Consider the following 25,884-nt stretch of genomic DNA (forward strand, 5'->3'; position numbering starts at 1 on the left):
CCATGGCAGAGGCCAAGAAACCGTTCCATGAAACGGTCGCGGAGAACCTGATTGAACAGCTCAGGGCAGGCACGGCGCCGTGGCAACGGCCTTGGGAGCCTGGAGAGCCTGGCGGCTTCCTGCCGGTCAATCCAACGACTGGCAAGCGGTACAAGGGCATCAACGCGATCTATCTGATGAGCCAGCGGCGCACGGATAACCGCTGGATGACCTACAAGCAGGCGACGGCGGCCGGCGCCCAGGTCCGCAAGGGTGAGAAGGGCACCCCCGTTCAATACTGGAAGTTCAGCGAAGAGCAGGAGAAGCGGGACGAGCACGGCAAGCCCGTCCTGGATGGCGACGGCAAGCCGGTCAAGCAAACCGTGATGCTGGAGCGGCCACGCGTGTTCTTCGCCACCGTGTTCAATGCGGAACAGATCGAGGGTCTTCCGCCCATCGAGCGCAAGGAACAGACGTGGGATGCTGTCGAGCGGGCCGAGCACATCGTGAAAGCCTCGGGTGCCGTCATCCGCCACGGCGAGAACAATCGCGCCTTCTATCGGCCGGCGACCGACAGCATCCACCTTCCTGACAGGGGCCGATTCCCGACCGCCGACAGCTACTATGCGACGGCGCTGCACGAGCTCGGGCACTGGACCGGGCACGAGTCCCGGCTTGACCGCGACCTGGTGCACCCGTTCGGCAGCGAGGGGTACGCCAAGGAAGAACTGCGGGCGGAAATCGCGTCGATGATCATCGGCGACGAACTGGGCATTGGCCACGATCCCGGACAGCACGTCGCGTATGTCGCTTCGTGGATCAAGGCCCTGGAGGATGACTCGCTGGAGATCTTCCGGGCGGCGGCCGAGGCCGAGAAGATCAAAAACTATGTGATGGCCTTCGAGCAGAAGCAGGTACAGGAGCAGGGCGAGGCACAGGAGCAGGAAGCGCAGCCGCAGCCGACCGTAGCCGAGCTGACCGTCACCCAGCACGAGGCCATGAAACTTGCAGACCAAGCTTTCCAAGCCGAGCTTGTGCGTGTCTATGGCGAGAAGGATGCCAGCGAGCGGCGCTATCCGCTTCACCATGCCGATCCTGCCGTGCGGGAGGCCAAGGAGATGTACACGATTGCCGCATCTCAGTGGCGCGAAGCGATGACCCTAGCCAGGCAAACCGTGGCCGAGCGTGACGAGGCGCAGCAGGCCATTCCGACACAGGAGGTCAGTATGCAAGCCGGACCCGATGACGCTACCGACCGGGCCGCGAAGGCGGTGAAGGCCGAAGCTTGGATGCTGGGACACTTGGAGCGCGGCACCTTGCCCGGTGTCCTCGATACCGCGCGGCTGGAGCAGATCGACAAGGCCCTCGATCTACTCGATCAGATTCAGCCCCTCAGTTTCCAAAACGAGTTCTGGACGCGGCATGAGCTGCCCGAAGCCGTTGATGCCTTGGAGGCGAAGATCCAGGCGGCCATCGAGCCGCTGGAACAGCTCCGGGAGGAGGCGAAGGTTGCCGAGGCGCGGAAGGTCGGCGATGTGGCGGCGTTCGATGCAGCGGCCAATGAAGCCTTCGAGGCGACCTTGCCGCACGACTGGAACGGCAACGTCCAGGTGCAGGCCAGCGCCGAGTACCAGGTCGACGGGGAAACCCACGTCGCGGCGGCCGCGGATCTTGGCGTGGAACCGCAGTTCTGGAGCGTGTACGCCCAGCGCGAAGATGGGCGCTATGAGTTCGTGCACGACTTCGAGAACGCCCAGCAGGCCGAGCATCTGGCGTCCCGTTTGGCCGTGGTTGGCGCCAATTCGACCGATAACGAGCATGAGCGCAGCGCGATCCTTGCCCGCGCTCATGAGGACCGCGTTCGCCGTGATCCCACCAGCACGGACGAGGTCATTTCAGCGGCTAAAGAGGCGCGAAAGTCGGCGGAAATGAATGTCATGCTCAACGACGCTGACATGCAGAAGCGCATTGCCGAGTTGGAAGAGCAGCAGAAGCAGACGGCGGATCGCTCCGCCCCGGACGAACGGACCTACCTTAATGTCCCATACAAGGAGAAGGACGACGCCAAGGCCCTCGGGGCGCGCTGGGACCGCAAGGAACAGTCTTGGTATGTCCCGCCGGGCGCCGATGCGACCCCCTTCGCCAAATGGACGCAAGGCACCGCCCAGCAGCCCGCCCAGGCCCGCACAGCCGACATGCCCGCCCTAGACTACGGCGCCGGTCAGAAGGCCGCCCAGGAGCGCGTCTATCTGGCCGTTCCGTATGGCGAGCGCAGCGCGGCGAAGGCCGCCGGCGCAGCTTGGGACAAGGTCGCAAAGTCCTGGTATGCCGGACCGAAGGCCGACATGGAGAAGCTGCAACGCTGGTTGCCCGACAACGTGCCGGCGCAGCAAGCCCCGGCGATGAACCCGCGTGAAGAGTTCGCCGATGCCTTGCGTTCGATGGGCTGCAACGTGACCGACGAGCACCCCATCATGGACGGCAAGAAACACCGGATCGGCGTCGAGGGCGACAAGAAGGGCGAACAGGCTGGTTTCTACGTCGGCCACCTGGACGGCCACCCGGCCGGCTATATCAAGAACAACCGCACCGGCATCGAGATGAAATGGAAGTCGAAAGGCTATTCCCTCGATCCCCAGGAGAAGGCGAAGTTGGCGGCCGAGGCCGCGAGCAAGCTGGCGGCACGTGCCGAAGAGCAAGACCGCCTGCATGAAGCGAGCGCCCAGCGCGTCGGCAAGCAAATGGCCGATTTGGCGCCGGTTGCCGAGCTGACACCGTACATGCGCGACAAGGGCATCCAAGCCCATGCGGGTGCGTTTACCGACAAGGAAGGGCAGAAGACCTACATTCCGGCTTTCGACGTCGATGGCAAGCAGTGGACGATGCAGTACATCCAGGAGGACGGCACCAAACGCTTCGCGAAAGACAGCAAAAAGGAAGGCTGCTTCCATCCTGTCGGCGGCATGGACGCGCTAGCCACGGCCCCGGCGCTTGTCATTTCAGAGGGCTACGCGACGGCAGCCACCAACGCCGAGGCGCTGGGTTTCGCCACCGTCGCCGCGTTCGACTCCGGGAACCTGCCCGCCGTGGCCCACGCTCTGCACGAGAAGTTCCCCGACAAGCCGGTCATCATCTTGGGCGACGACGACCGGCAATTGGAGCTGACGCAGGGCGTCAATTCTGGCCGCGTGAAGGCCCAGGAGGCCGCGAAAGCCGTGGGCGGGAAAGCTATCTTCCCGATCTTCGCGCCGGGCGAGAACGCCTATCCGGCTAACCTGGAACCCGTTACCCCGCGGACTTACCGGGAGCACCTGCGAGCCACGAAAGCCCTGGAAGACGCGCAGCAGGACCCCGAGGGGGCGACGCTCACCGAGCAGCAGACGGCGGAGCTGAAACGCGCCCAGCTAAGTGACAAGCAACTGGCGGCCCTCGATCAGATGAAGGGGCGCACCGACTTCAACGACCTGGCTACGAAGAGCGAGCTGGGTCGAGAAGGAGTTGAACGCCAGCTAAAGGCAGGGGTCGGCCGCGTGATCCGCGAGATCGAAGAGAAGCGCGAGCGCACCCAGGGACAGGAGAAGAAACAGATCCAGGAACAGCAGCCGAGGCGCGCGGCACGGATCGCCTGACCCGGTGCGCGGCAAGCCTCGCCCTTCAGGGCGGGGAAGGATAGCGCGGACGCCCTAGGCGTCCTTTGGGCGGTCAGTACGGCGTTTGCTGCTGTTCGATGTAGTGGCGGATGATCTCCATGGGTGCGCCGCCGCAGCTTCCGGCGAAGTAGGACGGCGACCACAGCGCACCGCGCCACAGCTTCTTGCGGAGGCTCGGGTGGTTCTTCTTGCGGATCATCCGGCTAGAGACGCCTTTCAGGCTGTTCACCAGCGCCGAGACGGCCACCTTCGGCGGGTAGTTCACCCGCAGGTGGACGTGATCGTCCTCGCCGTCGAACTCCACCAGTTCCGCCTCGAAGTCGGCGCAAACGCTGGCGAAGATGGCGCAGAGGTCATCGAGGATCTCGTGGGTGAACACTTCGCGGCGATATTTGGTTACGAAGACCAAGTGCACATGCATCAGGAAGACGCAATGTCTTCCGTGCCGAACATCGTTGTCGTTGCTCATAGACCAAACTATATTATCCACATGCAACGCCTCCAAGCCTTCAAATACGAACTCATGCCGGACGGCGGCCAGCAGCGCCAGATGCGCCGCTTCGCGGGCTCGTGCCGGTTCGTGTTCAACAAGGCGCTGGCGTTGCAGAAGACGCGCCACGCGCAAGGCGAGAAGAAGCTCGGCTACGCCGGGCTGTGCAAGCTGCTCACCGAATGGCGCAACAGTGCCGAGACGCCTTGGCTCAAGGATGCGCCGACGCACCCGCTGCAACAGATGCTCAAGGACCTGGAGCGCGCCTACGCCAACTTCTTCGCCAAGCGGGCGGATTTCCCGCGTTTCAAGAAGAAGGGGCAGCAGGACCGCTTTCGCTATCCCGACCCGAAACAGATCAAGCTCGATCAGGCCAATTTCCGCCTGTTCCTGCCGAAGCTGGGCTGGCTGCGGCTCCGCCACAGCCGTGACGTGCTGGGCACGGTGAAAAACGTCACCCTCAGCCAGTCCTGCGGCAAATGGTTCGTCAGTATTCAGACCGAACGCGAGCTCGAGCAGCCCCTTCCGCACGGCGGCGCGGTCGGCATCGACATGGGCGTGGCGCGCTTTGCCACGCTCTCGGACGGCACGTTCTACGCGCCGCTCAACAGCTTCAAGCGGCATGAGGCCGCGCTGCGCCGTGCTAGCCAAGCGATGAGCCGCAAGACCAAGTTCAGCAACAACTGGAAGAAGGCGCAAGCCCGCGTCCAGCGCATCCATTCCCGCATCGGCAATGCCCGCCGCGACTACCTGCACAAAGCCACGACCACGATCAGCCAAAACCACGCGATGGTGTGCATCGAGGACTTGCAGGTACGGAACATGTCCCGGTCGGCGGCAGGCAGTAGCGAGCAACCGGGAAAACAGGTTCGGGCCAAATCCGGCCTGAACAAAACCATCCTCGATCAAGGCTGGGCCGAGTTCCGACGACAACTGGACTACAAGCTGGCGTGGAACGGCGGACACCTCATCGCCGTGCCGCCCCGCAACACCAGTCGCACTTGTCCGTGCGGGCATGTGTCGGCGGACAATCGCCCGACGCAGGCGCGGTTTCGGTGCGTCGAATGCGGCTTCGAGGAGAACGCCGATGTGGTCGGCGCGATCAACGTTCTCAGGGCGGGGCACGCCCGTTGCGCCTGTGAAGTGAGCGGTGAGGTAAGGCCGCCAGCAGCAGGAACCCGCCGAAGCGACTCAGGGGCGGCTCAATGCCGCGCCTGAGCGCCGTAGGAATCCCCCGCCTTCAGGCGGGGGAGGATGTCAACTAGTTGTAGCTCCCCGCTAAACCGCCTCACCCTGGGGCGGTTTTTTCGCTTGGCACGGCCAGGTTCATGGCTTCCAACCGATCTGAAGAGGCCGAAATAGCCACCATTGCGCACCGAGTCATAGACGGCCTGCCAGCCCACCAGCAGCTAATCCTTGGACGTCTGATCGTTCCGGCTCGCGCCCATGTTGCGCGAGCCGGGCAGCGCCTGATATTGCTGCTTCCTCGAACCGCGAAGGCCGAGGCCGCGAGGAGCTAGATACCTCGCCTCTTGCAGTAGGAGCTAGCGGCCATCACTTCCCCTGCTGCGCATTCCGACGAACGTGACCGCCTGCACCGACGAACGTGACCGGTGGGGTCTGCGCGCGAAGCGTGGTGTTCAGATTCTAACCGCGTCGGTCACGATGATGCTCGATTCGAGGGCTGATGCAGGCTTATCCACAGGCGCCCGCCAGCGCGCCTCATACGCTGGCGGGCGGGCGCCTGTGGGTAAGGCGTCTCGCGCGCACGGCCTCATGCCTTTTCCTTTCTTCTCATCGACTCGCCCTTGAGGGCGAGCTTGTGCGCGGCGTGCACGACGCGATCGAGAATGGCATCGGCGAAGGTCGGGTCGCCCAAGTAGGTGTGCCAGTGCTCGATCGGCAGCTGGCTGGTGATCACGGTCGAACGCGTGCCGACCCGGTCGTCGAGCAGCTCCAGCAGGTCGCTTCGCTCCTGAGCCGACGGCGCGGCCAGGCCCCAATCGTCGATGACGATGAGATCCATGCGCGCGAGCTGCATGAGGCGTCGGCTGAAGCTGCCGTCGGCATGCGCGATGCGCAGCTCCTCGAAGAGCCGCGGCAGACGCACGTAGTAGGCCGCGAGGCCCTGCCGGCACGCCGCGTTGGCGAGCGCGCAGGCGAGCCACGTCTTGCCGCTGCCGGTGGGGCCCGTGATGAGGCAGTTCTGGTGGTGACGAATCCATTGACCGGTGCCGAGCGCGGCGATCTGGCTGCGCTCGAGGCCGCGCCCGGCGCGGTAGTCGACGTCCTCCAGGCACGCGGCAGCGGCTTTGATGCGGGCGGCCTTGAGCAGCCGCTCGATGCGTTTGCCGTCGCGCAGCAGAATCTCGCGATCGATGAGCTGGGCGAAACGCTCCTCGAAGCTGAGCGCGGTGATGGCGGGCTGGGTGAGCTGCTCCTCGAAGGCGCGGGCCATGCCTTCCAGGCGCAGGGTGCGCAGTTGTTGCAGGCTGTGTTGCATCAGCATCGATGTTCTCCGGTGGGTGGAATCAGTGGTAGTAGCGCGCACCGCGCAGGTTCTCGTGAGCGGCCGGTAGCGCAAGCTCGCTTTGCTGCGCAGTGGATGCGGGCAGCGGCGCGCGGTCGAGCCCGCTCTTGAGGATCGAGGCGACGTTGCGGTAACGCATCGCCCCGAGGGTGACGGCGCGGGTCGCCGCGGCTTCGAGGCGTTCGTTGCCGTATTGACGACCGAGGCGCATCAGCCCGAGGCATGCCCGGTAGCCCTGCTCGGGGTGCGGCATGCGTTCGAGTTGGTGGCTGACCACCTGCTCGGTGTGAGGTCCGACCGTGGCGCCCCAGCCGATGAGTTTGCCCGGGGACCACTGGCGGTGCGCCTGATGCGATGCGGGCATGTGTTCGGTGAGCGTGGTGAAAGCCCCGTGCCGGTGGCTTCTCGCATGCACCGCAACGCGACGGCCTGCGGCAAAGCATTCGATGCTGCTCGCGGTGAGGCGCAACTCCACCGGTTGGCCGGCGAGCGCATACGGCACGCTGTAGTAATGCCCGTCGAACTCGACGTGGTAGTCGATGTTGGGCTTGGCCCGTTTCCACTGGGCGAACTGGAACGCGGTGGCGGGCAACGGGCGCAGCGCCGGCCGATCGAGCGTCTCGAACGCTTCGTGGCGCGAGCCTGGCAGGCGCCGGAAGGCACGCGTGTTCAGCGGCTCGAGTAACGCGGCGATCGCCTCGTTCAACTCCCCCAGCGAGAAAAAGCGCCGGTGACGCAGCCGCGCCAGAATCCAGCGCTGCACGATCTGCACGCCGACTTCGACCTTGGCTTTGTCCTGCGGCTTGTAAGGGCGCGCGGGCAGGATCGCCACGCCGTAGTGCGCGGCGAACTCGGCGGTGGTGCGCTGCAGTTGCGGCTCATACCGGTCGGCTTGACCGATGAGCGAGCGCGTATTGTCGGGCACGACGAGCTCGGGCACGCCGCCGATGAAGGCCAGCGCCCGGGCGAGCGAGCCCAGCCAGTCGGCCTGCGACTGCGTCGCCGTGGCGCAGGCGAACGTATAGCTCGAGGCGCCGAGCACCGCGACGAAGATCTGCGCGCGCGAAATCTCGCCCGTGTCGGCGTCGACGATCGGCACCGTGTGGCCCGCGTAATCGATGAAGAGTTTCTCGCCGGCGCGGTGCACTTGGCGCATCGAGCGCTTGAGCGTGCGGGCGAACGCGCGGTACAGGTCGCAAAAGCGCGAGTACTGATAGCTCGGCCCGTCGGCCGTCTGCACGTACTCTTCCCACAGCAACGCCAGCGTGACGTTCTTTCGCTTGAGCCCCTGATGCACCGCCGCCAGATCCGGCGGCACGTAGCCCGCCGTCGCCCCGCGCGGGCGCATCGTCCCTCCGAGCCACCCGCGCAGCTGCGCCTCGTCGGCCGCGGACAATTCGGCCCATGGCCGGCCGCACTCCTCGGCCGCCTTCACATACTTGGCGACCACCCCCTTTGAAATCGACAGCGCGCGGGCAATGCGCTCGTGCGACAGCGCGCAGTCGTATTTGAGCCGTAACAGCTCCCTGATCTTGTGCATGGCAATCCGCTCCGCCGGCATCCCGTCTCCGCGCAAAGCACGCGAGGGTAGCCGGCCTGACAAACGACGTTGCCACGCTTGGCCTCACAAACCCGTTCCGATTTGATCGTGACCATTGATTCCGACATCGTGACCGCCCATTCCGACAACTGGCCGAAATCGGTCACGATCAAATCGGAATCCGCGGTCACGACCCGCGGAATCACCGGTCACACTATTTCGGATTCACCGGTCACGTTGGGTCGGAATCCGCACCCTGCCGGCCCTCTTCCCGTGCTTGCAGTTCCTCTTGCACGTAGGGGGTAGTCGCCTTGATAGCATGAAGACCATGCTCACCACCGAATCTTTCGACGCCTGGTTTGCCGATCTCCGGGACCCGCAGGCGGCAGCACGCATTAAGTTGCGAATCCGCCGGGCAGAGTTGGGCAACTTTGGCGACTGTGAATCGGTGGGAGAGGGGGTCTCGGAGATGTGAATCCATTATGGGCCAGGCTAACCCGTGTATTTCACGCAGCGCGGCCTGGAAGTGGTGATCGTGCTGGCGGGCGGCGACAAGTCCACCCAGGCATGGGGGGCGCGGCCCCGAAGCGGGAAGCCGGGTTGACCGCTGCCGCGCCGCTCCTGCATCGCTGCCTGGCGACAGGCCTGAAATCCTGCGTGAGATTTATGTGGCTTCACGAAGCGCCATGCTGCTCTAGCCACGCCGAAAACTCCAGCGGCCTCAACCCGAAGCGAATCGCGTTGCCGGGGTGAATCGTGTTGAACTCGGCCAACGTCAGGGCGACGAAACGCGGCCGGTCGTCTTTGCCCACCGTGGCCGGCATGACGGCGTGGATCGCCGCTTCGTCAGCGCGCTGCCCGCCGCGCACGATGGCGGCGACGGTTTCGGCCAGTTCGTTGCGGTAGCGCAGGCGGAAGGTGTCGGGCGGGACGAGCTGCTGCTGCACGGCGACGTATTGCTGACAGGAGCGTTCGTAGGCCCAGACGAAGACATCGCGCAGCAGGGCGACGTCATTCAATTCATACACGCCGAGCATTGCGTCGACATAGGCCTGCTGCGGCACGTCGATGAAGGACAGCGGGCAGAGGTTGTGCCGGATCAGCGGGATGTTGGCAGCCAGCCGCGAGACGCGCTTATTCACGTCCTCGAACGGTTGCAGATAGGGCAGATGCACCATCAGGAAGAAGGCCTGCTCGAAGGGATCGTCGATCTCGGCGGCGATGCGCAGCACGATGCCGAACAACTCCTCCAGCCGCTGAGGCAGGGCGATCGGCAAATAGACGCTGCCGCCGATTTCGACCGAGCGCGCACGCAGGCGGCCGCACGTGAGCGGATCGGGCATCAGACCGTCGGACAGGAAGGCGTGCAGGGCGATGACGGTTTCCGCTGACAGGCCGGCGCGTTCGACGTCGCGGATCAGGTATTCGATGGCCGCCTTGTGGTTCAGGATCATCTGGGTTTCCAGTGCATCCTTGCCTTCGGCAGCCTCGCCGAATTCGATCAGGCGCTCGGTATCGAGCCGGCTGTAGGTGTTGCCTTCGAGGCGCGAGGAAGCCCAGGAGAGGTCGATGAGCAGGCGGTTGAGAATGTCCCGCGCGAAGGTGCCCGCGGTCGCTTGCTCGGCGGGCGAGCGCCCCATGCTGTGCAGTTGGGCGCGTAAGTCGGCAGGCAGATAGGCTGTCCGGTTGGGGTGGTATTGCTCCAGAAAGCCAATCTGGTAGCCGACGGGTTTGCGTTGCTGGCGCGGCTGGCGAACGTAGGCCTTGATTGCTGTCCCCTCGGTGGACAGAGGTACGTACGTTTCACCTGTTCCGGAGGCCTGAAGGTTAGGCAATTCGACGTCCGATGAGCCGACGGTTTCCGGGAATCGATACTTGAGGGCGCGCCCCTCGCCTTCGGTTCGCACACGTTGTTGCGCAACCAGGCTGGCCAGACGGCGTTGCAGGGTGCGGCGCGGCAAGGCCGGGCCGATCTCCTTGAGCAGCCCGTCGATGCCGATTCCGCCCGGATGCCGGGCGATCAGCTCGAGGATGGGTTGGAGCTCCTCGTCGAGGATTTTTTTTGGCATGAAATCGCTTTTATGTGGCGCGACAGACAGTATCGCGCCATTTTATGTGGCGCGCAAATAAGCAGTCGTGCCACTTGATGGCCGCTTTCGCGCCAAGTAACGCTTCTGGCCCTTACGACTGCCAGATTGCCGGCCGCGGTTCGCGGCGCGCCACGGGTCCGGAGCGACTCGCGGCGGTTCGACCGATCCTTCCTCATCGGGCCCAATCAGGAAGTGCATGAAGACGGAAGTCCGCGGCTGGCGGGGGCTGCACGGCTCGACGCCTGACCCGGTGCGCGGCAAGCCTCGCCCTTCAGGGCGGGGAAGGATAGCGCGGACGCCCTAGGCGTCCTTTGGGCGGTCAGTACGGCGTTTGCTGCTGTTCGATGTAGTGGCGGATGATCTCCATGGGTGCGCCGCCGCAGCTTCCGGCGAAGTAGGACGGCGACCACAGCGCACCGCGCCACAGCTTCTTGCGGAGGCTCGGGTGGTTCTTCTTGCGGATCATCCGGCTAGAGACGCCTTTCAGGCTGTTCACCAGCGCCGAGACGGCCACCTTCGGCGGGTAGTTCACCCGCAGGTGGACGTGATCGTCCTCGCCGTCGAACTCCACCAGTTCCGCCTCGAAGTCGGCGCAAACGCTGGCGAAGATGGCGCAGAGGTCATCGAGGATCTCGTGGGTGAACACTTCGCGGCGATATTTGGTTACGAAGACCAAGTGCACATGCATCAGGAAGACGCAATGTCTTCCGTGCCGAACATCGTTGTCGTTGCTCATAGACCAAACTATATTATCCACATGCAACGCCTCCAAGCCTTCAAATACGAACTCATGCCGGACGGCGGCCAGCAGCGCCAGATGCGCCGCTTCGCGGGCTCGTGCCGGTTCGTGTTCAACAAGGCGCTGGCGTTGCAGAAGACGCGCCACGCGCAAGGCGAGAAGAAGCTCGGCTACGCCGGGCTGTGCAAGCTGCTCACCGAATGGCGCAACAGTGCCGAGACGCCTTGGCTCAAGGATGCGCCGACGCACCCGCTGCAACAGATGCTCAAGGACCTGGAGCGCGCCTACGCCAACTTCTTCGCCAAGCGGGCGGATTTCCCGCGTTTCAAGAAGAAGGGGCAGCAGGACCGCTTTCGCTATCCCGACCCGAAACAGATCAAGCTCGATCAGGCCAATTTCCGCCTGTTCCTGCCGAAGCTGGGCTGGCTGCGGCTCCGCCACAGCCGTGACGTGCTGGGCACGGTGAAAAACGTCACCCTCAGCCAGTCCTGCGGCAAATGGTTCGTCAGTATTCAGACCGAACGCGAGCTCGAGCAGCCCCTTCCGCACGGCGGCGCGGTCGGCATCGACATGGGCGTGGCGCGCTTTGCCACGCTCTCGGACGGCACGTTCTACGCGCCGCTCAACAGCTTCAAGCGGCATGAGGCCGCGCTGCGCCGTGCTAGCCAAGCGATGAGCCGCAAGACCAAGTTCAGCAACAACTGGAAGAAGGCGCAAGCCCGCGTCCAGCGCATCCATTCCCGCATCGGCAATGCCCGCCGCGACTACCTGCACAAAGCCACGACCACGATCAGCCAAAACCACGCGATGGTGTGCATCGAGGACTTGCAGGTACGGAACATGTCCCGGTCGGCGGCAGGCAGTAGCGAGCAACCGGGAAAACAGGTTCGGGCCAAATCCGGCCTGAACAAAACCATCCTCGATCAAGGCTGGGCCGAGTTCCGACGACAACTGGACTACAAGCTGGCGTGGAACGGCGGACACCTCATCGCCGTGCCGCCCCGCAACACCAGTCGCACTTGTCCGTGCGGGCATGTGTCGGCGGACAATCGCCCGACGCAGGCGCGGTTTCGGTGCGTCGAATGCGGCTTCGAGGAGAACGCCGATGTGGTCGGCGCGATCAACGTTCTCAGGGCGGGGCACGCCCGTTGCGCCTGTGAAGTGAGCGGTGAGGTAAGGCCGCCAGCAGCAGGAACCCGCCGAAGCGACTCAGGGGCGGCTCAATGCCGCGCCTGAGCGCCGTAGGAATCCCCCGCCTTCAGGCGGGGGAGGATGTCAACTTCCTTGGGGCTCAGGCGCATGGCCTCGTCCTGCAGCGTGTCGAGGGTCACCAGGGCTTTCGCATATTGTCCACGCTGAGCCTGGATACGCGCCAGCACTCGATACGCGACGATGATGTGGTCGGGCAGGCAGCCGTCGTGTATGACTGGCAAATAATCGATGAGCAGCGTTTCGGCGGCGTCGATGTCGCTGAGTTCGTAGAGTGCCTCGGCGAGGTGGGCGGCGACGATCGCGCTTGACGTGGTGTAGCGGTGGCCCCCGGCAATGATCGCCTCGAGCGTGCCTTCGAAGCGCGCCCGTGCGGCTTTCGCCTCGCCCTGCAGCAGGGCGATGGCGCCTTCGAAGGTGACGGTGTAGTTGGGGGCATGGACGGCGCCGATGGGTTCGAGCAGGCGCTTCGCCGCAGCGATCTCCTGCATGGCCGCGACGTCGCGGCCCAGCGTGATCGCTTCGTAGGCGAGAGTATTGTGGATCAGGCCGGCGACGTAGGGGGGCATCACGGCGAGGTCGGCGCGGGCGGATTCGCCGATGCGGAAGGCTTCCACGAGCCGGTCCGACCAGGCGCACAGCATGATCCTGGCCGAGCGCTGGCACCCGAGCCAGCAGGGGCGCCTGCTCGAGGATGGACGCTACGAGCTGAAGGTGCCCTACGCGGACGACCGTGAACTGGTGATGGACATCCTCAAGTACGGGGCCGCTTGCGCGGTGGTGGAGCCGGCCACGCTGATGCCGAGGAAACCCTTGACCATCACCTGCAGTGAGAAGGATAACGCCACGAGCACCACCACGCCCATCGACCAGATCTTCGACAGCATGATCTCGAGCGGCGTGACCGGCATCACCAGCAGGTGTTCGATCGTGCCGTGCTCACGTTCGCGGATCAGCGCGGCGCCGGTCTGCGCCTGGCTCTGGCGGGTGTGGCGTCGACATTGAGCTGCGCTGCCGGGCTGCGGCCGGCGAGCACGTCGCGCTCGAAGCCGGGCGGGATGTCGAGCACGAAGGTATGGCGGCCAGCGTCCATGCCACGGTCCATATCGGCCAGTGCGCGCGATTCACCTGTTCGTGGATGTGCTCGACGATCGCGAGGATCGTGCCGGTTTTGTAGGCGCGGTATTCGGGGATGGAAAGTTACCCCCATTTTTTGTGGATAAGTGCTGGGGTTCCTGTGGATTATTGCTCCCGCCAGCCGGTTTGGTCTGCCGCGTTCTTTCCGCCAAGGCGGTCTGCGCAAAGAACGTGAGGACCTTGCTGCGCTATTTCGTCACCGCGATCGCCGGAATCGTCCGCTGCTACCTGCCCTGGCTGTGGTTCAAGAAGGGCGGATCCGTCTGGCTGTTGTCGGCGCTGGCGAGCTTGGTGCCGCCTAGTTGCTCCCGCTGGACGAGGCCGCCTCTGGTCACTTGTATGCCCGCAAAACGCTTAGAGAGCGGACCGAACACCACCCGCAGTTCCGCATTATTTCGCTGGATTTGCTGAAAACTTCGGGCTATTCGATGTGCCATGTAGTGCTTTAGCATGTAAATAATTATGGCATAGGAGTTGCGCCGCGAAGATTTAGACCACGATCCGCTCGACCTCATCAAGGGTGAGCTGGTCATTGCGGCGGTCGTAAAGGCCGGTAGTGCGGGCGCTCTCGTGGTTGGCCATCTGTTGCGCGATCTCGAGCTTGCCGCCGTTGCGCAGGTATTCGGTGATGCCCGTGGCGCGGAAGGAGTGATTGCCGATGCGGGTGAGGATGCCGGCGTCCGCCGCGCGGCGGCCGATCATCCGGTAGGCGTCGGCCTGGGACATCGGGCGCTCGGAGAGTCTGCCGGTGTGGCCGATGGCGGTGCGGAAGAGGAAGGCCTTGCCCGCACCGGCGAGTTGCGCGCCCTCAATATAGGCGTGCAGATACTCCTCGAGATTGTGATGACAGGGCATCTCGTGCCGCTTGCCGCCTTTCTCGTGCAGCCGCACCCAGCTGCGCCGGCCCTGCACATAGACATCCTCGATCCGCATCTTGAGCGCCGCGCCGATACGGGCGAAGGTGTAGACCATCAGGCCGATGAGGGCGCGATCGCGCAGGCCTACGGCGGTGCTGACATCGATCGCGTCGAGCAGAGCGCGCGCCTCGTCGGCGGCGAGCACCGGCGTCTTGCCTTTTTTGACGGAGTGCTTCGGGCCGCGCACAGCGCTCGCCGGATTGATCGCGACGACCTGGCCGACCACCAGCCAGTCGAACAACATGCGGATGGCGGCCAGGTGCTGCTTGACCGAGGGGGCCGACAGGCGCGTCTGCAGCGTCTCGACATAGGCGGCGACATGCACCGGCTCAATGTCGCGCAGCACTGTGATCTGGGCTTCCTGCTCGCACCAGGCGGCGAACCCGACCACGGCCCGCCCATAGGCGCGGCGCGTGTTGGGGTTACGGATGTTGGCGGTGAAGAATTCAATGAAGCGCCGGCTGGCCGACTCATTTGGACAGAACAGGGCGGGGAGGACCAATCCTCCTGCCGCTTGCCGAGCAGGCAGCTTCGCCGTCCCTGCCGGCTGGTCCAGACCTTCGCTCATGCGTCGAAGCCTCCTCTTTCCGTAAGGAGCACTCTCCCACGTTTGACGATCCTGTCTATGTCAAAATCGGTGATCGGGCCCGCCGTCAGGGCCGTCATCTCTTGGCTGATACCCGCACGGAGGGCCTCGGGTTCACCCGGCTCATGCTCCGCGTTTTTGTCTACCGACCGTCTGCCGCCATCAGTCATCACGTGCCATTCCTTTCGGGACCGTGAATTCGCGCACAGAAACGATCCGCGCGCGCGGCGGCGCAGGCCTCGTCTATGGCCGCCTGCAGTTCATCGGTGGGGATATCGGCGTTGCGCGCCTTGATGGCCTGCACGTTCTGATCAAACATCCGCCAGTGCACGGCGTCCTCGATGAAGCGGGAGATGTCGCCCTTGCGCATCCCCTGAGCCTCCAGAAAAGCGCGCAGTGCGAAATCGGTTTCCCTGGAAACCGTCACCGTCCACCTTGTCGTCGAATCGTTGGCCATGATCGAAGAGTGAGCGATAGCCTTGCCTGACCTCATCCCGCACGCGACCGAGCCCGGGATAATCCTGCAACCGGGCGATGCCGGCTTCGAGCTCGTCCAGGTATCTGTCGGCGTGTTGCTCGCCCCATTCCTCGTAGGTGTAGCGCCAGATTCCGATCAGGTCCTGTCTGGCGAGAGGGCGTTTGACGATCCTACGCATCCAGACCGGCTTGCCGCCGCGCGGCCCGTTTGATCTCCTGCAAATCGAGGGGCGAGTCCTCGCCGCTTTCCTCGCCCTCGATCAGGGCGCGGCGCAAGGCTTCCACCTTCTGCTCATGTTCTTCGAGCAGACGCAAGGATGCGCGGATGACTTCGCTTGCCGAACCGTAGCGGCCTTGGGCAATCTGGCTGGTAATGAAGCCTTCGAAATGCTCGCCGAGCGTCACGCTGGTGTTCTTTGCCATGGCGGGGCTCTCCTTTCCAATATTTATATATACCAAATATTGGTATTGTAGGCAAGGAACAGGTTGCGCGGTACTTTAGCCACAATGCGCCCGCGGCCTCGTTGAACCTGCCATCTCGGCTGGCATCGTCGCCTCCCTTCTCGTCCCTTTATCCCCTGTTTCATGAATGATAACGTCCTTTATCATTCTCAAAATATAAGGAAAAAGGGGGCGAAGCCGCCCCTCAAACCGATCAGCGATGGCTGTCAGGTGTTACCTTCACAGGGGGCGCCCCAACGGCACCTCTGCGGAAGTGCGAACTCACCCTCGCGACCCCCTGCTGTCATTCGACGTTCGGATGGTCCGATGGCAGGTCCCTGAGCATAGCTGTCACCCAGAGCGGCAATTGACAGGCGGCCCCTCGGCCTGACCCGCCGTTGGCCTCGTGGTCGGAATCGGGCGGCAATGCGCCGGATTCCCGTCGCTCACGCCCGCCCATGGTCAATGACCGCTTGCCCGACCGATGAACTCGAACTTTCGACTGCGGATTCAACCGTTGGATGCAACAGCTCGGTGAAACCGTTCCGCTGGTGTCTGGTAATTGAGAGTCTTCCGTGGTCGCTCGTTCAATCGCCTCGCTACGGCATTCAGTTTGGCCTGCGAGTAGCCAGATAGATCGGTTCCCTTCGGGAAATACTGTCGCAATAGTCCATTGGTGTTCTCATTCGTTCCACGTTGCCACGGATTGCGCGGGTCGCAGAAATAGACCTGGATGGTGGTTGCCACCGTGAAGTGCTTGTGATCGGCCATCTCCTTGCCCCGATCCCACGTCAGTGATTGGTAGAGCTCGTGGGGCAATTTGCGGGCGTGCTTGATCAACGCTTTGACGACCGTTTCCGTGTCCTTGCGGACAACCTTCACCAGCATCACGTAACGGGACTGGCGCTCCACGAGCGTGGCAATCTGGCTGTTGCCACTGCCGCACAGCAGGTCACCCTCCCAGTGTCCCGGCACTGCCCGGTCTTCGGCGGTGGCGGGTCGCTCGCTGATCGACACCGCGTCAAGAATTTTCCCGTGGTTGTCGGTCTTCTGCGTGTGGTGGCGCAAACGGCGCATGGCGCGCGTGCGACGCAAGTGCTCGAGCAACTCCTTCTTCAGCGCCCCGCGCGCCTGAATGAAGAGGCTGCGATAGATGGTCTCGTGCGACACCTGGTAGTCCTCGTTACCCGGGTAAACACGCTTCAGCCATCCGGCGATCTGCTCCGGCGACCACTGCAACTGAAGTTTGCTGGTTACAACATGCGCCAGCGTCCGGTTCTCGACGAGTCTACAGGTCTTCGGACGACGCGCCCGCTCCCACGCCGCTTGGTCGGCCAAGTTAGCCCGATAGCGCCCTTGGTCGTCATTGCGATTGATTTCGCGGCTGACGGTCGATGGGGCACGTCGCAGGCGTGTTGCGATCGAGCGGATCGAACACCCCGCAACCAGTCCCCGCGAGATCTCTTCGCGTTCGGCAAGCGTCAGCGCCAAACGCGATCGGCACCTTGGCGCCGGCTGTATCCCGCCGCTCGCAGCCAAGACCCCTTGGACGGACGAATGCCCTCGATCAAAGAGCTGCGCGATCTGTTGGAGCGAATCACCCTGCCTCCAACGCTCCCACATCAACGCCTTCTGGCTCTCGGTGTAGTAGATCCGGGGTCTCTGCTTCATCTGCAACACTCCCCCTGCTCGCGCAGGCTCTAGTGTGTTGCATCCACCGGTTGAATCCGCAACCCAAAGGCGCCAGTGACTATGAAAGTAAGCTGCCGCTCAACGTTCCGCATCACCGGCAACAAAAAGCAGAGCGAGGGACGAGCGGCTTTTTTTGTTGTCCGAATGCATGCGATTGTTAGCTCAAACATGCTATAGGATTAAGCCATTTGTTTGTGGTACATAGCCGCTCATTTTGAAACCACATCAACCCGACACCCAACCATTCCAAAAAGATTGACATTTCCTTCGTGGGACGTTCCGGGAGCAGGACGGCTAAGTAGGGTTCTTCGTCGCCCTTTAACTTGTACCAATAGTCGAACAGTTGACCGATAGCCATCCTTACATGCGCTGATTCGACGGAGCTTTTGACCTCTATTAACAAGTCATTGTTATCGCTATCATAGTTCTTTACGAGGACGTCAAACATGCATGATTCACTCCTCCCCTCAAGGAGAGTGAATTTCGTCAACAAGACTCTTAGCTTGTTCGTGAGCTGATTATGTACGCGTCTCTGAGTTATCGTTCCTGCTTTCTTTATTGCCTCGACATCAGCTTCATCTTTTAACGGAAGCTCGCCATCAGATTCTGTGCCCTTGTGCTCAAGAAGCTTTTTGGTAGCATTGCGCTTGTTTGTATTTAAAAAGTCTGGAAGATCTCTACCAACTTGGTCGAGGTCAGCAGCATCTACGATCCCTCCTTGCCCATATAGTGCCACCATCGCTCTGTATTGCGTCACGAGTCCAGAATCTGCGACTTCGAGTGTATTGAGTAGATTTTGAACCCCCTCATTACCGTTAATTAGCGGGAAACGGATTTCCGGATCAAGCATAAAGAACGCGGGCGTTAGAAAGTACTCTGGCTTCATCAACTGCTCTGGGTGATTCGCCTTGGGTATGCCTGGCAATCCGGCCATTGATTTTACAATTTTTAATCTTTCTTCTTCGCTATTAGCAGCGTGGGCCGCCCTATAGAGAGGGACTAACTTAACAATATTTGCTTCAATCCACAGTAAAACACTATTCCTATAGGCCTTGTAGAAATTGGTAAACCCGGAATGACCTACAACCAAGTCGACTAAGGAGGCATCTCCATATTGCCTTGAAATTACTTCTGCCACTTGCTTTAAAGAGCTATTTGAAAAGTCCGCTCCTATCACATCACCTAATGCGGGGATTTTGGTACTTGCAATATATGCAGCGGATTCCCCTTCGTAACTATTGGTAATCCAGGCCAGCTTCGACAGCCCATAGATTTGCCGCGCAGTGACTGCTTTTTGTGAGAACAAGTAATTAGCCAGAGCTCTAACCAAGCGGTTTGTGTGCCTTTGCCTTTCAGCCCAATCCACAGACATGGATGCTGGTTCCTTATTCTTTATAGAGCTAACGTGTTTTCTTCCGCGGAGGTGCGGATTCATCAGTGGTGGGTGCGTTATAACTCAGAAAATCATATGTCGATATTACCCTGTTTATATAACATTTTTTTGCATATCAATTTATACATGGCCCTAAATCAACCGCGAAACTCGGCAGAGGATTACAGTAGCTTCGATGGACCTGCAAACTTCTATGTCGAACAGATGAAGTGTAACAGCGACGGACCGCTCATGGCCGGCAGCGCGCCCACACGCCCCTGCGGGGAAGCTGCCGTTGGGTCTGGAAGGGCTGCGATCGCGCTGCCACGTCGAATCGGATGTCCCTCAACGCTTACCCGATACCGTGCGTCCCCCCGGCGGGCCGAGTATCTCTACTCCCTCGACGACCTTCGCATCCAAGTCGACCACTCGATGAAGTAGGCTGTACGAGACTCGCCATTGCTGCTGATCGCACTCCAGGGTCACGGTCTTATCATTGAGGGGGATGATGCGGCCGCATCGCTCCTTGTCGTCGCGGGCGACGAAACCGACCCGATCACCGACGGCGACCTCGTTGCGGCCGAGTCCTTGTCGTGACCGTTCCCGAATGTCGACGTCAGCCCCATCGAGATTGATAGCGGCATAGGAGATCAGCCACCGCTGGCCGGTCGTCTTGTCGAGCACGACCGCCTGCTTGCGCCGCAATTCCAGCAACTGCCCGGTATGTGAAGCGTTGGTCTGCGGGTCGAAGTACTCGACGGTCTGCCCGACGCGCAGGCGCGACTGGACTGCAAACATCCAATTCGGCTCGTCGAGCGTGCGATCGATCGCCGCGCGCAGCCGATACAAGTCGAAGGCGGAGGCAGCCTTCAGTTGCATTAGGATTTCGGAGTAGTTCATCAGCCTCGAATCTCTCGTGGAATGGCCGGGAGCAATAGGCGCTGCCGACCGGCGACAATCAGGTTCCGATCAACAGCAATGGAGTCCATGATGGAATCCTACGAGCATCGGGAACCCTGGAACAAGGGAAAGCTGGTCGGTCAGAAGGCGCCCCTCAAGCCTAAGGACATCTGGGCGATCCGCATCCACCTTCAGAACGGCCACCAAGTGCGGGATCTGGCACTGTTCAATCTGGCCATCGACAGCAAGCTGCGCGGCTGCGACCTCGTCGCCCTGCGCGTTCGTGACGTGACCCACGGCAGCCAAGTGCTGTCCCGCACCGCGGTCGTCCAGAGAAAGACGCAACGGCCGGTCCAGTTCGAACTGACCGAGCCGACGCGAACCACGGTGGCGACATGGATCGAGAAGGCAAAGCTGAAGCCGGAGGACTTCCTCTTTCCAAGTCGGCTGCACCGCTCGCCGCACGTATTCACACGGCAGTACGCGAGGATCGTCGAACAATGGGTGACCGCGGCGGGGCTGGATCCATCCGCCTACGGCACTCATTCGATGCGGCGGACGAAGGCGACGCTGATCTACAAGCGGACGAAGAACCTACGGGCCGTTCAACTCCTGCTGGGCCATTCCAAGCTCGACTATCTCCCGCGCCGGACTATGTATCGTCCCTTCTTAACGCCCTGATCTGCCAGGGTCAGGCGACGATTCCGCGGGACATTGTCTTCCTCTTTGTCGGGCAATTCCGCCCGCGAGGAGATCATCTTGGAGCATTCCTATGAGATAGCCGATGCGCGGGTTCGCGCGATCGGTGGCACGTCTGCTGAGCACCTCGGCTCATTCGTCACCTGGCTGGGCAGCCAGCAATACTGTGCTGGCTACGCCTGCATCGTAGCGAGGCACGCATTGGCCTTTTCCCGATGGTGCGAGGGACGCGGCATAGACGTTGAGGCGCTGACTGACGACGACATCGAACGATTCCAGCGCAGTCGGGCTCGGCGCCGCTCACGACGCCCTGAGACGCGCCGACAGGAGCGACAAGCGCTGACACTGCTGCTGCTCTTTCTACGCGAGCGAGGGCTCTGCGCTTCCGCCGCTTCATGTACGACGGCTGCCGACCGCGTCGTCACCGACTTCGCGCAACACCTACAACGCAACCAAGGACTGGCGGTGGCCACCGTTGACACCTACACCAGGTTGGCCCGGCAGTTTCTGGTCTGGCGCTTCGGGCAAGTCGATGTCCGCCTGCATGATCTTCGCCCGAGCGACTCTATCGAGTTTATTCGACAAGAGTCGAAGCGCATGGCACCTCCGGCTGTGAAGGGTGTTGCTAAGGGAGTGCGGTCTTTCCTGCGCTTCTGCGCGTTCCGTGGCGATGTCCCAGCCGGTCTCGCCGCCAGCGTACCGTCCGTCGCTACTTGGACGACTACGCCGCCGATTCCGAAGGCAATCGCTGCCGAGCACGCACAGCGTGCCATCGACAGCTGCAACCAATTGACGGCGATTGGACTACGTGATCGTGCGGTGCTGCTACTTCTGGCGCGCCTCGGGCTACGCGCTTGCGAGATCATCAGACTGACTCTGGACGACATCAACTGGGACCTGGCGCAACTGCGCATTCACGGCAAGGGTGGGCGGCAGGGCCTACTGCCACTGCCCGCCGATGTTGGCAGTGCCATTGCCGCATATCTGCAGCACGGCCGGCCGACCTGTGAGGACCGGCACCTCTTCCTTCGCTCCATGGCGCCGATCCGCGGTCTGCTGGATGGATCGGACGGCGTGGGCTCGATCGTGCGCTCCGCACTTGAGCGGGCGAAGGTCGATGCACCACATCGTGGCTCGCATCAATTTCGACATGCATTGGCCGCTCACATGCTGCGGCAAGGCGCCTCGCTGCCCGAGATCGGCCAAGTGCTGCGCCACCGCAGCCCGCAGACCACCAGCATCTACGCCAAGGTGGATCTGGACGCCCTGCGGACCGTGATCATGGCCTGGCCAGGAAGTGCACAATGAACACCTTGCGCGAAGCCTTGCAGGAATATATCGATCTGCGCCGGGGTCTGGGCTACAAGATGCACTGCGAAGGGCTGTTGTTGCCGCGGTTCGTCAGCTTCATGGAAGAGCAGTACGCCGAGCACATCAGCGTCCGACTAGCGGTTGAGTGGGCTCAATGTGCATCGGTACAACCCGCCGAGTGGGCCCGACGGCTTTGCTTCGTGCGCGGCTTCGCCCGCCATCGCAGCGCCACCGACAGCCGCACGGAGATACCTCCGCTCGGCCTATTGCCACACCACTCCACGCGCGCCAGACCACACCTGTACACCGAGGATGAGATCAGGCGGCTGTTGGATGCGGCGTTGGAACTTCCTGTGGCCTGGCCGTCGACATCGCTGCGGCCATGGGTTTTCCACGGGCTGATCGGCCTGCTCAGTGTGACGGGTATGCGCCTGTCCGAAGCGCTGAATCTCAAACTTGCCGACGTCGACCTCAAGCAGGCAGTCCTAACGATTCGTGGCGCAAAGTTCGGCCAGTGGCGGTTGGTGCCGATTCATCCGTCTACCAACGCGATCTTGGCCGATTACATCGAGCGACGCGCGCAGTTCTTCCACCACCCGGTCTCCACCTATCTGTTCGTCACGCGCCGAGGCAATCGGCTCGACAGCGGCCATGTCCATCGAACCTTCTACACGCTGTCTCGCAGCACGGGCCTGCGCGCAGTTGGTGCGAGCAAGGGGCCGCGATTGCACGACTTCAGGCATTGCTTTGCCGTTCAGACGCTGACGCGTTGGTACCAGGCTGACAAGGATCCTGGGCGCGAGATGCCGCTGCTGTCGACCTACCTCGGGCACGTCTGCGTATCCGGCACCTACTGGTACCTGAGTGCCAATCCCGAGTTGATGGCCCAAGCGATGGCCCGGTTGGAGCGGCGCTGGGGAGAATCGTCATGAGTGGCCAACCCAACTTCGGTGTTCTCCTTGAGCGGTTCTTCACCCAGCGCCTGATGCAGCAGCGCCGGGCCAGCGCACACACGATTGCCTCGTACCGGGACACCTTCAAGATGCTGCTGCAATTCGTGCAGAAGCGCCTGCACAAGGCGCCCTCGGCACTGACGCTGGACGACATTGACGCCCCACTGGTTATGGCGTTCCTTGATGAGATGGAGCAGGCACGCGGCATCACTGCCCGCACGCGCAACCTACGCTTGACGGCTGTGCACTCGTTCTTCCGCTTTGCGGCCTTCGAGGCACCGACGCACTCGGCGCAGATCCAGCGCGTTCTGGCGATTCCGGCCAAGCGGTTTACGCGCGCACTGGTGCCATTCCTCAGCCGACAGGAGGTCGACGCGCTGCTGGCCGCGCCAGATCAGCGAAGCTGGTCGGGTCGCCGTGATCACGCATTGCTGCTGCTGGCTGTGCAGACCGGGTTGAGGCTGTCGGAGCTGACAAGCCTACAGCATAAAGATCTGCACCTCGGCGTTGGCGCCCACGTTCGGGTTATCGGCAAGGGACGCAAGGAGCGGTGCACGCCACTTAGCAAGAATACGCGCGCTGTACTGGCCGCGTGGGCACGAGAGCCGCTGCTGACCGAAGACCAGCCTCTGTTCCCCAACGCACGTGGCGGCAATCTGAGTTCTCACGGCGTGCACTACCTGCTCAACAAACACGTCAAAACGGCCGCTGCGAAGTGCTCGTCACTGAACCTCAAACGTGTGAGCCCACACGTGTTGCGTCACACGACTGCCATGGACTTGCTGCAAGAGGGCGTTGAGCAATCGACGATCGCGATGTGGCTCGGGCATGAGTCGATCGAGACGACGCAGATCTATCTGGATGCCGATTTGGCGATGAAGCAGGCCGTTCTCGACAAGACGACACCACCAGAGGGCAAACCCGGGCGGTACCGGCCCAATGATCCGCTACTCGCATTCCTAAAGGGCTTATAGCGCAACGACCTATGTCCCGCGAAGTGCATGTGGATGCCCGGCAATTGGTGTTTGCACGTGCTTCGGGACATAGTCCGGCGCGGGAGATAGTCCAGCCTATGTCCCGCAGTACATAGGCTGGAGTCGACGGTCCGATATCTCGGCATTGAGGTCGATGATGCTTTGGAGATCTCTGAGCAGATCGAGATCTGAGCGCGGTTCGGCCGCTCGCCGAAAACCACTGAAGCGACGAGCGGCCGCTAACAGGCGCACTGGCGGGAGGGTAGGATCGGCCACAACCGGTCACTCGATGAGCCACCCCAAAAGCAGCCAATGGACCCCTCTGCGTGTATGCTACCTACCTAGATTCCGAGGTGCTGCTTTTCGCCGAAATTTAGGGGGACATGAACATAATGAACCGACCACGAAACCCAGGCGGCAAGCGCACTTCAACTCCATTCGGACGCCGAGTTAAAAGGCAGCCGCCGGAGTTATGGCGCAGAACCGTCTCCCGATAACAAAAGTTAGCTGCTAAGGGGAGCAACGTGGCAACTGCAATAACAGCACTGCTGTCTATCCTTGGCGTAGTGGTCGGCGCGCTTCTGCAAAACCATTTCGCCCGCCAGTCACATCAAGAGAAACACCTCTTGGAGTCGCGCAATGCCGCCTACATCGACTTCCTCGAGGCCGTCTCAGAAGTTGTCACTGCTCAGCGCATGGGCAACAAACAGAGAGAACTTGATCAGCTCGCTCGGTTAACTCACACAAAAGCCCGCATCTGCATCTTCGGTGAGGAGCACGTGGTTAGGCGGCTCGCCACATTCTGGACAGCGGGTGCCACACTGGAGACAGAGCAAGAGATTCTGGCTTTCACACGCTTCTGCATGGATATTCGCAAGTCGCTCGGCATTAAGGACAAGGAGTTCTTGCACAGCGAGGTGTCTCAACTGCTGTTTGCCATCAATCCGGCACGCAGCTAACAATTCATTCAAGCCGAAGCCGCTTCGCGGTTCGGCTTAATTCAGGCGTTGGACGACAAGAGCTTGAACCTCCCAGAACATCTCGAAGGCGTTAGGGTTGCCGCGAAAAGGGCGCTTCAGCCAATCCGTCCTGCCGGCGAAACGACTGCCGCTCCGAAAAACCTGCTTTTTTCATCACAGCGCACAGACGCAGGACGAGGGCTGCCTCCGTACTATCTGGTGTACTTTTTGCTGGTTGATCTGCTGGAGTTCAGAAACCTGGGGCGGTTCGAGAAGCTGGCCTGGTCTGTGCCGATTGACTACAACGGCAAGGCTTTTCTCATTGAGCACCGAAAGTTCGGACTTGGAATCTTTGTCGAAGACCCTGCGGCGCATGAAAAGGCCGCGGCAGAGGTTGCGGTACGAATTCACAAGGCAGTCAAGGTGGCGCGCCCCTATTTTGAATGGCGCGCCGAAACGGCAGTTGCCGAGTCAAAGCTCAACGTCAAGAACCACACAAATGAACTTGGCGAGCGATTTAAATATTTCCTGAGCGAGTATAAGAGCGTTGTCGATTCAATTCGCAGCGAGGAAGGTCGGAGGAAAGACCTTTCACCCGAAGAGTGGATGTCAGGGTGTAATACCTTCTCTTCCGAGCCCTACATGCTAACGGAAAGAGCTACTTGGCTGGCCGGTGCGGTAATCGATGCGTTCTTCAGCTTCACTGAACACGTATTCATTCATCTCGCCATACTTCAGGGGAAAATTGCCACGGGAAATGAAGTCGCATCACTTGCTGGCGCAGATTGGGCTACTAAGTTCAAGGCGGTCTTTGATTTAAAGGATTCGACGGCGAAGCGCTTCTATGATGATCTGACCGAAATCAGGAGACAGCACAGGAACTTCGTTGCTCATGGTTCGTTTGGGAAACAAGGTGAGGCATTTACCTTTCACTCTGGAGCGGGAGCGGCTCCGGTACTGTTGCCGCACATGCGCGGAACGCAAAAGTTCGCTCTCACCGGACCTTTAACAGTGGAAGATCCCGAAGCTATAAAGACCATATTGAGCTTCATGGAATTTCTATGGGCGGACGAGCGCGAGCCTGCAAGAATTTACCTTCAGCGAACCAGCCTGCCGGTCATTATGACGATGGCTGCCGACGGCACGTACGCCAGGGCCATGCAATCATGCGAAGAAATGGAAAGTTTGGCGGAGCACCTTGTGGGCGAATGGGATCGCTCGGCGAACATGGATTGGTAA

Annotated in this window: 22 protein-coding genes and 5 pseudogenes; 13 read left to right on the forward strand and 14 right to left on the reverse strand. The window is 61.7% G+C overall.

The features are described from left to right. The first annotated feature begins 2 nt into the window (after positions 1-2). Positions 3-3,608 carry a zincin-like metallopeptidase domain-containing protein gene (locus GO608_RS00230; protein ID WP_169200206.1) on the forward strand — a complete coding sequence of 1,202 codons (3,606 nt, stop codon included), beginning with the start codon at positions 3-5 and terminating at the stop codon, positions 3,606-3,608. Between the two features lie 73 nt (positions 3,609-3,681). Here GO608_RS00230 and tnpA (GO608_RS00235) read toward each other — a convergent pair whose 3' ends face one another. Further along, the gene (gene tnpA / locus GO608_RS00235) at positions 3,682-4,098 is read right to left on the reverse strand and encodes an IS200/IS605 family transposase (RefSeq protein WP_169200650.1); all 417 of its coding nucleotides are present in this window, start codon (positions 4,096-4,098) and stop codon (positions 3,682-3,684) included. A gap of 21 nt (positions 4,099-4,119) precedes the next feature. Here tnpA (GO608_RS00235) and GO608_RS00240 point away from each other — a divergent pair, with 21 nt between their 5' ends. Further along, entirely contained in the window at positions 4,120-5,337 is a 1,218-nt protein-coding gene (locus GO608_RS00240; protein WP_169200651.1) for an RNA-guided endonuclease InsQ/TnpB family protein, read from the forward strand. Positions 5,338-5,893: 556 nt separating this feature from the next. On the opposite strand, the gene istB is transcribed toward GO608_RS00240, so the two are convergent. Both istB and istA read right to left on the reverse strand, forming a co-directional pair. After that, complete coding sequence (gene istB / locus GO608_RS00245) at positions 5,894-6,628, reverse strand: IS21-like element ISAzo4 family helper ATPase IstB (RefSeq protein ID WP_169200633.1); 735 nt, start codon at positions 6,626-6,628, stop codon at positions 5,894-5,896. A gap of 22 nt (positions 6,629-6,650) precedes the next feature. Continuing rightward, positions 6,651-8,210, reverse strand: coding sequence for an IS21 family transposase (istA, locus tag GO608_RS00250; RefSeq protein WP_169200634.1), 1,560 nt, complete (start codon positions 8,208-8,210; stop codon positions 6,651-6,653). Between the two features lie 298 nt (positions 8,211-8,508). Here istA and GO608_RS00255 point away from each other — a divergent pair. Further along, a pseudogene (locus GO608_RS00255) lies at positions 8,509-8,793 on the forward strand (type II toxin-antitoxin system RelE/ParE family toxin). Positions 8,794-8,863: 70 nt separating this feature from the next. On the opposite strand, the gene GO608_RS00260 reads toward GO608_RS00255, so the two are convergent. Continuing rightward, a complete protein-coding gene (locus GO608_RS00260) occupies positions 8,864-10,258 on the reverse strand; it encodes a Fic family protein (RefSeq protein WP_169200639.1) in 1,395 nt (464 codons plus the stop codon). Between the two features lie 340 nt (positions 10,259-10,598). After that, entirely contained in the window at positions 10,599-11,015 is a 417-nt protein-coding gene (gene tnpA / locus GO608_RS00265) for an IS200/IS605 family transposase (protein WP_169200650.1), read from the reverse strand. A 21-nt stretch (positions 11,016-11,036) separates the two neighbouring features. On the opposite strand from tnpA (GO608_RS00265), the gene GO608_RS00270 reads away from it, so the two are divergent. Beyond that, positions 11,037-12,254: an RNA-guided endonuclease InsQ/TnpB family protein gene (locus tag GO608_RS00270; protein ID WP_169200651.1), complete on the forward strand. Its 1,218-nt coding sequence runs from the start codon at positions 11,037-11,039 to the stop codon at positions 12,252-12,254. Here GO608_RS00270 and GO608_RS00275 read toward each other — a convergent pair. Then, entirely contained in the window at positions 12,239-12,871 is a 633-nt protein-coding gene (locus GO608_RS00275) for a tetratricopeptide repeat protein (protein WP_169200537.1), read from the reverse strand. The two genes, GO608_RS00270 and GO608_RS00275, sit on opposite strands and share 16 nt — an antisense overlap. A 10-nt stretch (positions 12,872-12,881) precedes the next feature. Here GO608_RS00275 and GO608_RS00280 point away from each other — a divergent pair. Beyond that, positions 12,882-13,025, forward strand: a pseudogene (locus GO608_RS00280) (WCX domain-containing protein); the annotation flags it as partial. Here GO608_RS00280 and GO608_RS00285 read toward each other — a convergent pair. After that, positions 13,010-13,353, reverse strand: a pseudogene (locus GO608_RS00285) (ABC transporter permease); the annotation flags it as partial. The pseudogenes GO608_RS00280 and GO608_RS00285 overlap by 16 nt on opposite strands. Before the next feature lie 182 nt (positions 13,354-13,535). Here GO608_RS00285 and GO608_RS00290 point away from each other — a divergent pair. After that, a pseudogene (locus GO608_RS00290) lies at positions 13,536-13,655 on the forward strand (YnfA family protein); the annotation flags it as partial. 198 nt (positions 13,656-13,853) lie between these two features. Here GO608_RS00290 and GO608_RS00295 read toward each other — a convergent pair. The 7 genes from GO608_RS00295 to GO608_RS00325 form a co-directional block, all read right to left on the reverse strand. Then, positions 13,854-14,849 carry a tyrosine-type recombinase/integrase gene (locus tag GO608_RS00295; RefSeq protein WP_247002698.1) on the reverse strand — a complete coding sequence of 332 codons (996 nt, stop codon included), beginning with the start codon at positions 14,847-14,849 and terminating at the stop codon, positions 13,854-13,856. Positions 14,850-15,036: 187 nt separating this feature from the next. Further along, positions 15,037-15,294 (reverse strand): ribbon-helix-helix domain-containing protein, encoded by a 258-nt coding sequence (locus GO608_RS00300; RefSeq protein WP_247002701.1) that lies wholly within the window; start codon positions 15,292-15,294, stop codon positions 15,037-15,039. After that, positions 15,179-15,523, reverse strand: coding sequence for a type II toxin-antitoxin system RelE/ParE family toxin (locus GO608_RS00305; protein ID WP_247002703.1), 345 nt, complete (start codon positions 15,521-15,523; stop codon positions 15,179-15,181). The genes GO608_RS00300 and GO608_RS00305 overlap by 116 nt, the downstream gene beginning before the upstream one ends. Then, the gene (locus GO608_RS00310) at positions 15,516-15,767 is read right to left on the reverse strand and encodes a type II toxin-antitoxin system ParD family antitoxin (protein WP_053419356.1); all 252 of its coding nucleotides are present in this window, start codon (positions 15,765-15,767) and stop codon (positions 15,516-15,518) included. The genes GO608_RS00305 and GO608_RS00310 overlap by 8 nt, the downstream gene beginning before the upstream one ends. A 528-nt stretch (positions 15,768-16,295) precedes the next feature. Then, positions 16,296-17,456 (reverse strand): IS30 family transposase, encoded by a 1,161-nt coding sequence (locus GO608_RS00315; RefSeq protein WP_169200534.1) that lies wholly within the window; start codon positions 17,454-17,456, stop codon positions 16,296-16,298. Between the two features lie 178 nt (positions 17,457-17,634). Then, entirely contained in the window at positions 17,635-18,849 is a 1,215-nt protein-coding gene (locus GO608_RS00320) for a hypothetical protein (protein ID WP_169200533.1), read from the reverse strand. Positions 18,850-19,194: 345 nt separating this feature from the next. Beyond that, a complete protein-coding gene (locus GO608_RS00325; protein ID WP_169200532.1) occupies positions 19,195-19,749 on the reverse strand; it encodes a hypothetical protein in 555 nt (184 codons plus the stop codon). Between the two features lie 90 nt (positions 19,750-19,839). Here GO608_RS00325 and GO608_RS00330 point away from each other — a divergent pair, with 90 nt between their 5' ends. The 7 genes and pseudogenes from GO608_RS00330 (at position 19,840) to GO608_RS00360 (ending at position 25,884) form a co-directional block, all read left to right on the forward strand. Further along, complete coding sequence (locus GO608_RS00330; RefSeq protein WP_169200531.1) at positions 19,840-20,430, forward strand: tyrosine-type recombinase/integrase; 591 nt, start codon at positions 19,840-19,842, stop codon at positions 20,428-20,430. Between the two features lie 78 nt (positions 20,431-20,508). After that, entirely contained in the window at positions 20,509-21,756 is a 1,248-nt protein-coding gene (locus GO608_RS00335; RefSeq protein WP_169200620.1) for a site-specific integrase, read from the forward strand. Then, positions 21,753-22,691: a tyrosine-type recombinase/integrase gene (locus tag GO608_RS00340; protein ID WP_169200619.1), complete on the forward strand. Its 939-nt coding sequence runs from the start codon at positions 21,753-21,755 to the stop codon at positions 22,689-22,691. Before GO608_RS00335 ends, GO608_RS00340 begins: the two co-directional genes overlap by 4 nt. After that, a complete protein-coding gene (locus GO608_RS00345) occupies positions 22,688-23,686 on the forward strand; it encodes a site-specific integrase (RefSeq protein WP_169200618.1) in 999 nt (332 codons plus the stop codon). The genes GO608_RS00340 and GO608_RS00345 overlap by 4 nt, the downstream gene beginning before the upstream one ends. Positions 23,687-23,800: 114 nt before the next feature. After that, positions 23,801-23,878 (forward strand): annotated as a pseudogene (locus tag GO608_RS00350) (tyrosine-type recombinase/integrase); the annotation flags it as partial. A 332-nt stretch (positions 23,879-24,210) separates the two neighbouring features. Beyond that, on the forward strand, positions 24,211-24,645 hold the full coding sequence (locus tag GO608_RS00355) for a hypothetical protein (protein ID WP_169200457.1): 435 nt from the start codon (positions 24,211-24,213) through the stop codon (positions 24,643-24,645). 48 nt (positions 24,646-24,693) lie between these two features. After that, on the forward strand, positions 24,694-25,884 hold the full coding sequence (locus GO608_RS00360; RefSeq protein WP_247002705.1) for a hypothetical protein: 1,191 nt from the start codon (positions 24,694-24,696) through the stop codon (positions 25,882-25,884).

It is taken from the genome of Aromatoleum buckelii (assembly GCF_012910785.2).
Classification (GTDB): Bacteria; Pseudomonadota; Gammaproteobacteria; order Burkholderiales; family Rhodocyclaceae; genus Aromatoleum; species Aromatoleum buckelii.